The organism is Mycobacterium persicum, from assembly GCF_002086675.1.
Taxonomy (GTDB): Bacteria; Actinomycetota; Actinomycetes; order Mycobacteriales; family Mycobacteriaceae; genus Mycobacterium; species Mycobacterium persicum.
The window spans coordinates 60,929-73,862 of the sequence record NZ_MVIF01000013.1; the positions used below are offsets into that span (position 1 = coordinate 60,929).

The window sequence follows — 12,934 nt, forward strand, 5'->3', positions numbered from 1 at the left end:
AAAGCCCCGCCGACGGTAGGCAGCCGGTCCCGCCGGCCGGGCGCTGGCAACGCATTTTCGCGGCATTTTCGCGGCATTTTCGCGGCATTGTCGCGCTGCCTGGGCGCGGCGGCCGGCTCGGCCGCCGATCGTCCCGGGTCCGTGTTCCGGTCAGCCGAACTGGTCAGTCGCGGTTTCGCTGGTCGCGCATGGTGCCGACCAAGTCGTCCACCAGATCCTCGAGCGCCACCATGCCGACCACGGTGCCGTCGTCGGAAGTTACCAATGCCAGGTGGCTGTTGCTGCGACGCATCCGCGACAAGGCATCGGCCAACGGCAGTGCCTTGGGAACCTGCGGCAGCGGACGCACCATGTCCACCTTGATCACGGTGTGGTCGTCTTCGCCCAGCGCCAACACGTCCTTGATGTGCACGTACCCGATGAATGTGCCGCGATCCACCACCGGGAACCGCGAGAAGCCGGTCCGGGCCAGCGCCTGCTCGACGGCGCCGACCGTCGGGCCCCATCCCGCCGCCGCCACCGGCACGGATCGAATGTCGAACACCGGGACAGCGACATCGGCGACCACCCGGGTGCGGATCCGCAGTGCGCGGGTCAGCCGGGTGTGCTCCTCGGGATCCAGCAAACCTTCGGAGACCGATTCGGCGATCATCTCCGAGAGCTCCACCGTGGAAACCGTGATGTCGAGTTCGTCTTTGGGCTCCACCCCGAGCGCACGCAGTATTGCTTTGGCGGACTTGTCGTAGAGCGCGATAAAAGGGCGAGCGGCCCGCATATAGATCAGATAGGGCGGAACAAGCAGCATCGCGGCCTTCTCGGGTCCGGCGATGGCGATGTTCTTCGGCACCATCTCACCGAGCAGCACGTGCAGCATCACCACGATCGATAGCGCGATCCCGAAAGACAGCAGATGCAGCAGCGCGTCAGGGATACCTGCCAGGTGCAGTAGCGGGTGCAATAACTGGGCAACCGCCGGTTCGCCGATTCGGCCCAGCAGGATCGAGAAGACCGTGATACCCAACTGAGCACCAGTCAGCATCAGCGCGAGCTGTTCGCCAGCCCGTATCACCGTGACCGCACTTGTCCGGCCCTGCTCGGCCAGCGCTTCCAGACGGTCACGCCGGGCCGAGATCAGCGCGAACTCCGCTCCGACGAAAAACGCGTTGGCACCGATCAGCAGGAACGTCAGCGCCACGGCCAGTATGGGATTCATCGGCTACCCCGCTCTTCGCCGGGTTCACCATGGACGTGCCGGTGACCGCGCAGTTCGGTCAACTCGAGCAAGTCGATCCGGCGGCCGTCCATGTGCACCACCCTGGCGCGCCAGCACACCGATTCGTCGGGTAGATGGTCCAGGTCCAAGGCGGGAAGGTCGACCGACTCGCCGGCCACCGGGATATGTCCGAGTTCTCGCAGCACCAAGCCCCCGATCGTCTCGTAGGGCCCCTCCGGTGCGCGGTAGCCGGTGGCTATCGCCACCTCGTCGATACGAAGCAGACCCGATACCCGCCATCCAGTGCCGGCCGCGACCACATCGGGTGTCGCGTCGTCGTGTTCGTCGCGGACGTCGCCGACGATCTCTTCGATCAGGTCCTCCAGAGTGACCATGCCCGCAGTGCCGCCGTACTCGTCGACAACCATCACGGTCTGCAACGGATTGGCACGAATCTCGGCCATCACCGCATCGCCGTCCAGGGTCGACGGGACCACCGCAACCGGCTGGGCGACAGCGGTCAGCCGGGTGTGCGGCCGATCGGCCGACGCGACTTCGAACGCTTGCTTGACGTGCACGATGCCGACCGTCTCGTCCAGGTCGCCGCGGACAACCGGGAATCGCGAGAAACCGGATGCCGCGACGGCCGCGACCATGTCGGCGATGGTGTCGTCGGTCTGCAGCGCCACGATCTTCGATCGCGGCGTCATCAGCTCCTCTGCCGTCAGGGCACCGAACTGCAGGGATCTGCGCATCAGCGATGCGGTCGCGTCGTCCAACGAGCCGCGGCGAGCCGAGGCACGCACGAGCGACACCAGCTCCTGCGGGGTGCGCGCTGAGCGCAGTTCTTCGGCCGGCTCGATCCCGAGTTGACGCATGATCCAGTTCGCTGCTCCGTTGGTCAACCGGATCGCCGGCGTGAATACCGCCGAAAACAACCATTGGGGAAGCACGACGGCGCGTGCGGTGCGCAGCGGACGCGCCACCGCCAGGTACTTGGGCACCAATTCGCCGAACACCATCGACAGCGATGTCACTATCACCAGCGCCAGAAACGTCGTGATTGCGTCGGACATCCGATCCGAGATTCCGATGGCGGTGAGTGCCGGGTACGGGAGCTCGCCCACCAGGGGTTCGGTCAGGTAACCGGTCGTCAGAGTGGTGATGGAGATGCCCAATTGTGCGCCGGACAGTTGGAATGACAGCCGGCGATGCGCGCGCCGGATGAACCGGTCGCGGGTGCCGCCAGCGCGGGCGTTCGCATCGACGGTGCTGCGGTCCAGCGCGGTCAGCGAGAATTCGGCCGCTACGAACACCGCGGTGCCGAAGGTCAGCGCCAAGATGGCGACGATGCTGACGACGGTGCCGGCGAACATCATGGGCGGCCTGGTGGTCGTGATGTCGCCGCAGCCCGCTCCGACGCCGGGCGTGGCCCGCCCCCGAAGCCTACGGCTTCGACGGGTGCCTGCGGCACGTCATCCCTTTCGCTCGATCCCGCGGCGCTGCGTCGCGGGACTGAAGTCCATATCGTAGCGAAACCGTTCGGCACGAATCGGTGCCCGCCACCCGGTGACCGCACTCACCAGCCGGTGGGCAACGGATGGCCTTCGGCGAAGCCCGCCGCCGACTGAACACCGATCACCGCACGCTCATGCAACTCCGCCAGGTTGGCGGCGCCGACATAGGTGCACGTGCTGCGCACGCCAGAGGTGATGTGGTCGATCAGATCCTCGACACCGCCGCGATCCGGGTCGAGCCCCATCCGCGACGTCGAGATACCTTCGTCGAACAGCGCCTTTCGGGCGCGGTCGAAGGCGCTGTCGGTGGTGGTCCGGGCGACCACCGCCCGTTTGGACGCCATGCCGTAGCTCTCCTTGTACGGCTGATCCTCGCGGTCTCGCATCAGATCACCCGGAGACTCGTAGGTGCCGGCGAACCACGATCCGATCATCACGTTCGACGCACCGGCCGCGAGCGCCAGCGCGACATCGCGCGGATGGCGGATTCCGCCGTCGGCCCACACATGGCCACCGAGTTGCCTTGCCGCGGCAGCGCATTCGACCACGGCGGAGAACTGCGGGCGGCCGACGCCGGTCATCATCCGAGTCGTGCACATGGCACCGGGGCCGACGCCGACCTTGACGATGCTCGCCCCGGCGCCCAGCAGCTCGCGGGTTCCCTCGGCCGAGACCACGTTGCCGGCCGCCAGCGGCACACCCAACTCCAGCGACGCTACCGCGCTTATCGCATCCAGCGCCTTGAGCTGGTGCCCGTGCGCGGTGTCGATCACCAGCACGTCGACCCCTGTTTCGGCGAGGGCACGAGCCTTGGCGGCCACGTCGCCGGTGATGCCGAGGGCCGCACCGATCCGAAGTCGGCGTCCGGCGTCAGTGGCCGGGGTGTAGATGCCGGCGCGGATCGCGCCGGTACGGGTCAGCACGCCCGCCAATGTCCCATCGGCGCTGGTGACCACCGCGACATCGATGGGGGCGTGCTCCAACAGATCGAAGATCTTGCGCGGCTCGGTGCCCACCGGGGCCGTCACGAAGTCCGCCGCGGCGATATCGCGCACCCGAGTGAAGCGGTCCACGCCCAGGCAGGACGATTCACTCACCAAACCGATGGGGCGGCCCTCGAAGACAACCACGGCGACTCCGTGCGACCGCTTGTGGATCAGCGCCATCGCATCGGACACGGAGTCGTCGGGCGCCAGCGTCACCGGCGTGTCGAGCACCAGATCACGGCTCTTGACGAAGTGCACGGTCTGCTGCACGGCCGGGACGGGCAGGTCCTGCGGCAGGATCACGATGCCGCCGCGGCGAGCCACGGTCTCAGCCATCCGGCGCCCGGCCACCGCCGTCATGTTGGCCACCACCACCGGAATCGTGGTTCCCGAACCGTCGGCGGTGGACAGATCCACGTCGAACCGCGACGCCACCTCCGAGCGGCTCGGCATGATGAACACGTCGTCATAGGTCAGGTCGTATCCGGGCCGGTGCCCGTCCAGAAACCTCATGGCTCGCCTTTGGTTGAGTCCCTTCCAGCCCGGCTAGGCCGGGACCTCGCTGCGGTCTGCGCCCCACAAAGTGTGGAACTTGCCCGGTCCGTCGATCCGCCCGTACGTGTGCGCGCCGAAAAAGTCGCGCTGGGCCTGGGTAAGGGCGGCAGGCAGCCGCTCGGTGCGCAGCGCATCATAGTAGGACAGGGCCGACGAGAACCCGGGCGTGGGAATACCCAGCTGGGCCGCGGTGGACACCACGCGCCGCCAACTGTCGATAGCCGACTCAACGGCGCTGCGGAAATATGGCGCGACGAGCAGACTGGCCAGGTTGGGTTCGGCGTCGAAGGCTTCCTTGATGCGGTTGAGGAACTTCGCCCGGATGATGCAGCCGCCCCGCCAAATGGTGGCCAGGTCGCCGGGGGAGATCTGCCAGCCGTATTCGGCGCTGCCGGCCTGGATGTGGTTGAAGCCCTGCGCATAGGCCACGATTTTGGAGGCGTACAAGGCCCGTCGAACGTCCTCGGTGAAGGTGTCGGGATCGGCCGGCCGGTCACCGAGCCGCCCGGAGGCCAACCCGCGGGTCGCCGCACGCTGCTCCACGGATCCCGATAGCGCACGGGCGAACACCGCCTCGGCGATGCCGGTCACGGGCACCCCCAGGTCCAGGGCGGACTTGACGGTCCAGCGTCCGGTGCCTTTCTGCTCGGCTTGGTCGAGGATCACATCGACGAGTGGCTTTCCGGTCTTGGCGTCGTTGTGTCGCAACACCTCGGCCGTGATCTCGACCAGATAGCTGTCCAGGTCGCCCTTGTTCCACTCGGTGAACACCTCGGCGATCCGCGGTGCGCTCAGCCCCAGCCCGTCGCGCAGCAGCTGGTATGCCTCGCCGATCAGCTGCATGTCGGAGTACTCGATGCCGTTGTGCACCATCTTGACGAAGTGCCCGGAGCCATCGGGGCCGATGTGGGTACAGCACGGCACGCCGTCGACGTGCGCCGAGATCTCCTCGAGCAGCGGTCCCAGCGATTCATACGATTCCGCGGGCCCGCCGGGCATGATCGACGGCCCGTTCAGCGCGCCCTCTTCGCCGCCGGAGATCCCGGCGCCGACGAAGTGCAGTCCGCGCTCTCGCATCGCCCTTTCCCGGCGAATGGTGTCGGTGTAGAGCGCGTTTCCGCCGTCGATGATGATGTCGCCGGGCTCCATGGCGTCGGCGAGCGCGTTGATGACGGCGTCGGTCGGGTCACCGGCCTTAACCATGATCAGCACCCGGCGGGGCGTCTGCAGTGCGGCCAGAAACTCCGTAATCGTTTCACTGCGGACGAAGTTTCCCTCCGACCCGTGCTCTTTCAGCAGCGCATCGGTCTTGGCGACGGACCGGTTGTGCAGCGCCACGGTGTAGCCGTGCCGGGCGAAGTTGCGGGCGATGTTCGAACCCATCACCGCCAGGCCGGTGACGCCGATCTGTGCGGTGGCGGTGCTCGATTCCGACGAACTCATGTGCTGCCTTTCGGTCGGGCCTGTCAGGTTTGGCGAATTCTTGCCGAAGCTGTCCGGCAAGGCTGGTCCGACACACTGTGGCACAGTGGGGTCGCGGTCTTCCAAGGTGTTTGGGCCTGTGTCAGACGCCGAACAGCCGCTGCAGCTCGGTGAGCCACGGGACGGCCAGCGCGACCGTGGGCACCACCAGCACCGCGGCCGCGGCCAGATACGCGGTCACGGATAGCGCCCGGCTATTGCCGCGTCCGGCCAGCCGCCGCACCCGTACCACCGTGCTGGGGCCTCCGGCGGCCAGGGCGCCCGACGGCGCTGTGCAGGAGGCGCAGGCGACCAGTGCCCGGGCCAGCGCCGCGCGACCGGCGGCGCGCACCGCGGCGTCGTCGGCGAGCAGTTCAACCAGTAGCTGCACGGCACGCAGCGCATTAGCGCTGCGGACGAGCCGCGGAAATGCCGCGTGCACGGCGGTGAATGCTTCCAGGACCAGGTCGTGACGGGCACGCAGATGCGCCCGCTCGTGGGTGAGGATGGCGGCGACTTCCTTGTGGGTCAGCGCCGTCAGCGTTCCCTCGCTGACCACTACCCGGCTACGGACGCCGGGCAGACAATAGGCAAGCGGTTGCGCCACGTTGAGCACGCGCAGATCCCGGGTTCGCGCGCAAGGCTCGGCCAGCGCGGCGCCGTGCCCTACTCCAACCAGATCGACCACCATACGGTGATGGGCCCGACGGCGCCGAGTGGCGATGGCCACCCGAACTATGGCAACCATTAGCCGGGCCCCGACCAGCACAGTCAGCGCGAAGACGGTGATATATGCCGCCCACAACGGCCAGCCGAGCCGGATTCGGGCGTCGAGGACACCGGCCGTAGGCCGCCCGTCAGCGCCGGGCATGAGCAGCCGGCTGGCGATGGCGATGCCCGCGCTGAACGCCGAGAGCGCCGCGGCCAGTGCTATCGCTTGCCAGAGGACCATCGCGGCCCGCGGGGCGCGCAGCGGCCACGTCGCTCGTGCCAACAAGGCTGGTGTCGGGCCAGCCAGCAGCACCGCGAGGATGGTGAAGGCCAGCGCGGACACGCTGCTAGTCTCTCTCAGTCCTCCGCCGGAGCGCCAGCAGATGGGGGAATGCGGTGTGCCGCTTCCAATTCGGCAAGGGCGCGACGAAGTGCGTCGGCCTCGTCGGCACCGACACGCTCGACGAAGTGAACTAGTGCGGCGTGTCTGCTGCCGGAGTCCTCGGCCTGGGCCAGCGCGTCGACCATCAGACCGGCAACCAACTCGTCGCGGCCGTGCACAGGTGCGTAGCGGTGCGCCCGATCGTCGCGGATCTGTGAGACCAGATTCTTTTTCGCTAACCGTTGCAGCACGGTCATGACGGTGGTGTAGGCAAGGTCACGTCGCGCCGACAACGCTGCGTGGACCTGGCGGACGGTCTGGGGTTCCGGCGTGGACCACAGGTGGTCCATCACTGCACGTTCCAGATCCCCCAACCGCGTCAGCTTGGCCATAGTTCGTTCTCTCCCTGAGCGTTGCACCAAGCGTACTCCGGTTTACTACCGACTGTCGTATCCAAGCGGTCCTGATTCATCTGTCAGCGCCGGCTCCGAGTTCGGCACCCTCCGACACCCTCCGACACCCTTAGGCAATTCGGCACATTCGATGCTTGCAGAATTAGGGCAGCCTTGCCTATCCTAAGGGTGGTCGAGCAATACATGACCGTGCCGGAGTCCTGAGGGCTGCAGTGCCCCCCGGTCTACTCGATCGGCGAGCCCCGTGCTGGTGCACGGGGCTCGCCCGTTGTTCGCCCCGAGGTGTTCCATGGCGCCGGCAGACCTGCGGGAACCCGCCGATACCGATGGTGTAGACACATGAACGTGCCATCTGACCCCGACCCGGACACAGGTGTCAGCCCGCCGACGTTCACCGCGCCGTTCGACAATCAACTGGGTCTGCAATTCACCGAACTCAGCCCGGACGGCGCACGCGCGCAGCTGAAGGTCAGACCCGAGCTGTTGCAGCCGATGGGCCTCGTGCACGGCGGTGTGTACTGCTCGATGATCGAGAGCATGGCCAGCGTGGCGGCGTTCACCTGGCTCAGTACCCGCGGCGGTGGGGGCGTGGTCGGCGTCAACAACAACACCGATTTTCTGCATGCCATCACGTCGGGCATGGTGTACGGCACCGCCGAACCATTGCATCGCGGCCGGCGTCAACAGCTGTGGTTGGTCGTCATCACCGACGAGACCGATCGGGTGGTGGCCCGGGGTCAGGTGCGGCTGCAAAATCTGGAGCCGTCGCCAGACTCCTGAACCCAGCGTCGCCGCGGTGTCGACGGGTCGACGCGACACCGCGCGAGGTCCGGCGTTTCACCTTTTAGTGATGTTTCACCGCCGGCCTTGCCGGCCTCGCTGTGACTGCCCGATCGATCTCGCGGTGCCGCGGAATCGCGTCAGCGTGCGGGGCGTCGCTGTTGGCGTAGGCCCGGCTGCAGATCATGTACAGGATGCCGAGGCTGACGATGACCCCCGACATCAGCAGTACGACGTAGTTGTCGTACCAGGGCGCCTCGGGCGTCCGCGGCCAGCAGACGTTGGTGATCGCCGCGACGCCGTAGGCCAGGGCGCCGATGTTGACGGCCATTCCCCAGCGGCCCAGCCGGTACTTGCCGGACGGCGCCCAGCCCTTCAGTCTGGCGCGCAGGGCCGCCAGCACGACCATCTGGAACCCGAGGTAGACCCCGACGGTGCCGAAGCTGATGAGCTTGTTGAGCGGGTGTTCGGAGACGATTGAGCCGATGATCAGCGATGCCGGGATGATGACGGCGGCCAGCAGGGCGTACGGCGGCACGTGTCGTTTGTGATCGAACCGTGCCAACAGCCGCGAGCCGACGATCATGCCGTCGCGGCCATAGGAATAGATGAGGCGGCTGGCAGCGGCCTGCAGGCTCAGTGCGCACGATACGAATGAGATCAACACGATGCCGAGCACGATCCGGGAGCCGATATCGCCGAAGGCACTGGCGAGAACGGTCGAGATCGGATTGGTGTCCTCGCCGCGGATCACCGCGCCGAAGTCGGTGACCGACAGGATCAGGCTCAGGCACACGAACGTTGACGCGGCCCCGCCGATGTAGATGGTGCGCCGCATCGCCTTGGGGATCTGTACTCCGGGATTGCGAACCTCCTCGGCAACGTCTCCGCACGCCTCGAACCCAAAGAACTGGTAGAGACCGATCAGGCCGGCAGCCAGGAACGCATACAGGAAACTGTGATTGCCTTCGGCACCGAAACTGTGAAAGAGCACGCCGAGCCCGTGGTGGCGGTGCATGACCAGCAGCCAGACGCCGACGACCAGGGCGCCGATCAGCTCGGCGGAGAAGCCGAAGATGGCGAAGTAACCCAGAATTTTGGTCCCGGTCAGGTTGATCAGTGTCGCCACCGCCAACACGGCCAGTCCGCAATAGATCTTGGCCTCAACGGTGGGTGCGAAGCCGAACATCGCCGCCACATACGGGCCGGCGCCGAAAGCCGCATCCGCGATCAGCGCCAACAGGCAGAACATGTAGATCCAGCCGGTCATCCATGCCCATTTGCGACCCCACAACCGTCGCGCCCAGGGGTAGACGCCACCGGCCACCGGGAATTGCGCCACCACTTCGCTGAACACCAGCGCGACCAGCATCTGCCCGGCGCCGACGATCAGCAGACTCCAGATCATCGGCGGACCGGCGGTGGCCAACGCGAACGCGAACACCGTATAGATGCCGACCACGGGCGACAGGTAGGTGAAGCCGAGCGAGAAATTGGCCCACGGGCTCATGTCTCGGCGGAACTCCGACTGGAACCCCAGCGCCTTGAGCTGGGCAAGGTCCTCGTCGTCTTCCGGAATATTGCCGGATGTCGTGGCGGTGTTATCCGCATGGACCTTCTGGTGGTCCGCGCCATTGTGCGCGGCATGAGTGACTCGGCCGGTTACGTCGAGCGCCACATCGGTGTCCAAACTTCGCCCCCCAGCCAGTGGCTTCGTGAAAAACATCTGCACGGACTCCCCATCATCGATATGCCAAATCGGTTGTGCTGCTGCGTCCTTGCCGCTCGAATCGCGACAAGCGACAGGCTGTGCTACTTGTCCCTCGCCTCCTTGATCAATGTCGCGGCCGTGCGCTTGAGTACGTCGCGCTGCCGAGAGACGTCGGCGAGTGCTTTGCGCAGCTGGTTGAGCTCATCGGGGTCGCTGACCGCGGCGTCCTCGTCGGCCTTGGTGCTCGCCGTGACCCACCGGGCCGCGGGATCCTCACGCATCCCCGGCTCGCCGGCAAGGGCCGGGATCACCGGTTGACGTGAGCCGGCTCGAGGCCGCGTCTGGTCGCCCCGTGGCGCGTTGACCACGCTGGCCACCGGGCCCATCGGGGGCATGCCGTAGAAGCCGCCGGGCGCGGCGACCTGCGGCAGTCCGTCGAGGGCGGCGGTCGGCAACGCGCTCGCGGTGAGCCGGATCGCCGGGGACCCGGCCCATGACTGCGGGACCGACAGCTTGCCGACCGACATCGCCTGGCCCAGGCCGGCCGACGCCCCGGCGCTCGCCCCCGAGCCATGCGAATCAACCAGCGTGGAACCCAGCCCGCCCGCCAGTCCGTCCCCGGCCAGCGGAGAAACGTCCGACGCCGTGGTCGCGGTCAGCGAATCGATCAATGGATTCCAGGCCACGGCGATCGCCGGTGCAAGGGTCAGGCAAAGCCCGGAGGCGTCGAAGTTCAGTCCCTCGGAAAGGATCTGATAACCGACAGTCGATCCGCTCAGGGAGTTGAACGTCTGGATCGGATAACTGTTGAAGAAGTCCAGCAACAGATTCGATCCGGGAAACGTCCCCGCCGACAGAGTTTGCAGCATGTCGGGCACGCTCGACAACCCCGACTGGGTGCCGGCGCCGGTCCCGGCGGCGGCTGCCTGGCTGACCGCGGTGGACTGAGCCGCGGTCCCGGCCGGGTTCGTGTCCTGCTTGGGTGCGGTGAACGGCGTCAACCTGGTTGCCACCGCCGACGCGCCGGCATAGCCGTACATCGCCGCGGCATCCTGGGCCCACATCTCTGAGTACTGCGCCTCGGTGGCCGCGATCGCCGGCGCATTCTGTCCCAGAACATTGGTGGCCACGAGCGACGCCAACAACGCCCGGTTGACCTCGATCGCCGGCGGGGGCACCGTGGCCGCAACTGCCGCCTCGTAGGCCGCCACCGCGGATCCCAGCTGGCTCGCGGTCTGCAGCGCCCGGGCGGCGGTGGTGGTCAGCCAGAGCACATATGGGGCCACCGCCGCGGCCATCGCACCCGATGACGGACCCAGCCACGGCCCGCCGGTCAGCTCTGCGACCACCGTCCGATACAAGCTCACCGCCGTCCCCAACTCTGCCGCCAACGCCTGCCACGTTCCGGCGGCCGTCACCAGTGACATCGCACCCGGGCCCGCATACATCCGGGCAGAATTGATCTCCGGCGGCAGTCCGCCAAAATCCATGAGGCTGATCACAAGATCGCCTCCTTGATCAGGCGGGCTGCCGCATCGCGCTCCATCGCCACTTCGGCGATCTCCTTGCGCAACTTGTCGAGCTCGTCACGTTCGCGTTGGCTCAACGTGCTGGCCACCTGGGAGATACCGCGTTGGGCCGGTGCCGAGCGGCCCGGGAGCTGGTCGTCGGCGCGCTGCTCGACAGCCCACGGTGGGAGCATCTTGGTACGTGAGGCGGATCGAGGGCGGGTCTGGTCGCCGCGCGACGCGTTGACAACGCTGCCCACCGGCGGAATGCCGCCGTAGCAGCCTCCCGGTCCGGCCGTCTCGACCCCGGGTATGCCGTCGAGGCTGGCGATTGGCGACGTTGCGGCGGCCAATCGGATCGCCGGGGACGCAGTCCACGATGCCGGCACCGACAACTTGCCGACCGTGGCCGCCTCGCCCAAGCCCGCCGATACCCCGGCACCGCCCGGACTGGCCGGAAGTGCCCCGCCCGTAGCCGGGTCATAGGAGCCCAGCAGCGCTCCCAGCCCGGCGTCGGGGGCCACCCCGGCCGCAGCCGCTGCTTCCGCGGGTAGTGCCAACCCGTAAAGACCGCCCAACAGGGGAGTGATGCCAGAAGCCGTGAACAAGAACCCGCTGAGGACCAGCGTCCAGTTCCCCACATTCATGGCGAACGTGTTGACGTCGGTGCCCAACTCGGTACCGAGGAAGTTCTCCAGCAGCGCAACCGGATCGAACGATCCTCCGCCCAACGCGAGGCTTTGCAGCGCGTTGGGCACCGCCGCCAACTGCGACAGCTGGGACTGGGTGCTCGGGCCGGCCGCGGAGGCGGCGACCTGCGAGACCGTGGCGGCTTGACTGGCCGTACCGCCAGGGTTGGTCGTCGGTGGCGGTGAGTTGAACGGTGTCAACGCTGTTGCCACCGCTGACGCACCGGCGTAGCCGTACATCGCCGCCGCGTCCTGAGCCCACATCTCGGTGTATTGCGCCTCGGTGGCCATGATCGCCGGGGTGTTCTGGCCCAGAATGTTCGTGGCCACCAGCGCCGCCAACAACGCCCGATTCACCTCGATCTCCGGCGGCGGCACGGTGGCCGTGAACGCGGTTTCGTAGGCCGCGATGGCCGATTTGAGCTGACCGGCGGTCTGCTGCGCCTGTGCGGCCGTAACGCTCATCCACGACACAAACGGCGCCACGGCGGCAACCATGGATCTCGACGACGGGCCCACCCACGGCCCATCCGTCAACTCCGACACCGCCGCCCGATAGGACGCCGCCGTCGAATTCAGCTCTGCCGCCAACCCGTCCCAGGCGACGGCGGCTGCCACCAAGGGCCCCGACCCCGGGCCCGCGTACATCCGACCGGAGTTGACCTCCGGCGGCAACACCGAGAAATCCAACGCCAAAGCCCCCTCGCACCTGACCGGGCACCAGGCCAAACATTCGCGGCCGCAACACTTTCGAATGTTGACTTGCTGCTCGGTTTCGAGCGCCGTCGTTGGCGCACGAATGACGGCCCCCACGACGTCCCACTCGCCGGGCCGGAGGTAATGATGAACGCTATCCCTGTAGTCACACTGGCTAATCGCTGGTAGTTTGCTGAAAGTGCTGGGTTCGGTCTCGATGTGACACTTTGTCCGTCGAGTCGGCAACAGTTCGAAACCAGCCGCGCAGGACTGAGCCCGGTGGGCCGATAGAACGGTGGACCGCAGCTGCCG

General features: G+C 67.0%; 10 protein-coding genes. 1 reads left to right on the plus strand and 9 read right to left on the minus strand.

What is annotated here, in order from left to right; translation table 11 throughout:
- Positions 1 to 163 precede the first annotated feature (163 nt).
- From BST40_RS06925 to BST40_RS06950, 6 genes are all read right to left on the minus strand, one after another.
- On the minus strand, positions 164 to 1,213 hold the full coding sequence (locus tag BST40_RS06925) for a hemolysin family protein (RefSeq protein ID WP_083153841.1): 1,050 nt from the start codon (positions 1,211 to 1,213) through the stop codon (positions 164 to 166).
- A complete protein-coding gene (locus BST40_RS06930) occupies positions 1,210 to 2,592 on the minus strand; it encodes a hemolysin family protein (RefSeq protein ID WP_075546600.1) in 1,383 nt (460 codons plus the stop codon). The genes BST40_RS06925 and BST40_RS06930 overlap by 4 nt, the downstream gene beginning before the upstream one ends.
- 200 nt (positions 2,593 to 2,792) lie before the next feature.
- Positions 2,793 to 4,229 carry a GuaB1 family IMP dehydrogenase-related protein gene (locus tag BST40_RS06935; RefSeq protein ID WP_075546599.1) on the minus strand — a complete coding sequence of 479 codons (1,437 nt, stop codon included), beginning with the start codon at positions 4,227 to 4,229 and terminating at the stop codon, positions 2,793 to 2,795.
- A gap of 33 nt (positions 4,230 to 4,262) precedes the next feature.
- Entirely contained in the window at positions 4,263 to 5,714 is a 1,452-nt protein-coding gene (gene gndA / locus BST40_RS06940) for an NADP-dependent phosphogluconate dehydrogenase (protein WP_075546598.1), read from the minus strand.
- A gap of 121 nt (positions 5,715 to 5,835) precedes the next feature.
- Complete coding sequence (locus tag BST40_RS06945; RefSeq protein ID WP_075546597.1) at positions 5,836 to 6,786, minus strand: M56 family metallopeptidase; 951 nt, start codon at positions 6,784 to 6,786, stop codon at positions 5,836 to 5,838.
- 14 nt (positions 6,787 to 6,800) lie between these two features.
- Complete coding sequence (locus tag BST40_RS06950) at positions 6,801 to 7,217, minus strand: BlaI/MecI/CopY family transcriptional regulator (protein WP_075546596.1); 417 nt, start codon at positions 7,215 to 7,217, stop codon at positions 6,801 to 6,803.
- 360 nt (positions 7,218 to 7,577) lie between these two features.
- On the opposite strand from BST40_RS06950, the gene BST40_RS06955 reads away from it, so the two are divergent.
- Entirely contained in the window at positions 7,578 to 8,018 is a 441-nt protein-coding gene (locus BST40_RS06955; RefSeq protein WP_075546595.1) for a PaaI family thioesterase, read from the plus strand.
- Between the two features lie 64 nt (positions 8,019 to 8,082).
- On the opposite strand, the gene BST40_RS06960 is transcribed toward BST40_RS06955, so the two are convergent.
- The 3 genes from BST40_RS06960 to BST40_RS32475 all read right to left on the minus strand — a co-directional run bounded on the left by BST40_RS06960 (position 8,083) and on the right by BST40_RS32475 (position 12,622).
- Complete coding sequence (locus tag BST40_RS06960) at positions 8,083 to 9,744, minus strand: APC family permease (protein WP_083153851.1); 1,662 nt, start codon at positions 9,742 to 9,744, stop codon at positions 8,083 to 8,085.
- An 86-nt stretch (positions 9,745 to 9,830) separates the two neighbouring features.
- Positions 9,831 to 11,219, minus strand: coding sequence for a PPE family protein (locus BST40_RS06965; protein ID WP_083153852.1), 1,389 nt, complete (start codon positions 11,217 to 11,219; stop codon positions 9,831 to 9,833).
- 8 nt (positions 11,220 to 11,227) lie between these two features.
- A complete protein-coding gene (locus tag BST40_RS32475) occupies positions 11,228 to 12,622 on the minus strand; it encodes a PPE family protein (protein ID WP_279629014.1) in 1,395 nt (464 codons plus the stop codon).
- Between the last annotated feature and the right edge of the window lie 312 nt (positions 12,623 to 12,934).

Coding starts and splice junctions, on each gene's coding strand:
- BST40_RS06925 (WP_083153841.1), bottom strand. CDS start 1,213: ATGAATCCCATACTGGCCGTGGCGCTGACGTTCCTGCTGATCGGTGCC.
- BST40_RS06930 (WP_075546600.1), bottom strand. CDS start 2,592: ATGATGTTCGCCGGCACCGTCGTCAGCATCGTCGCCATCTTGGCGCTG.
- BST40_RS06935 (WP_075546599.1), bottom strand. CDS start 4,229: ATGAGGTTTCTGGACGGGCACCGGCCCGGATACGACCTGACCTATGAC.
- gndA (WP_075546598.1), bottom strand. CDS start 5,714: ATGAGTTCGTCGGAATCGAGCACCGCCACCGCACAGATCGGCGTCACC.
- BST40_RS06950 (WP_075546596.1), bottom strand. CDS start 7,217: ATGGCCAAGCTGACGCGGTTGGGGGATCTGGAACGTGCAGTGATGGAC.
- BST40_RS06955 (WP_075546595.1), top strand. CDS start 7,578: ATGAACGTGCCATCTGACCCCGACCCGGACACAGGTGTCAGCCCGCCG.
- BST40_RS06960 (WP_083153851.1), bottom strand. CDS start 9,744: ATGTTTTTCACGAAGCCACTGGCTGGGGGGCGAAGTTTGGACACCGAT.
- BST40_RS06965 (WP_083153852.1), bottom strand. CDS start 11,219: ATGGATTTTGGCGGACTGCCGCCGGAGATCAATTCTGCCCGGATGTAT.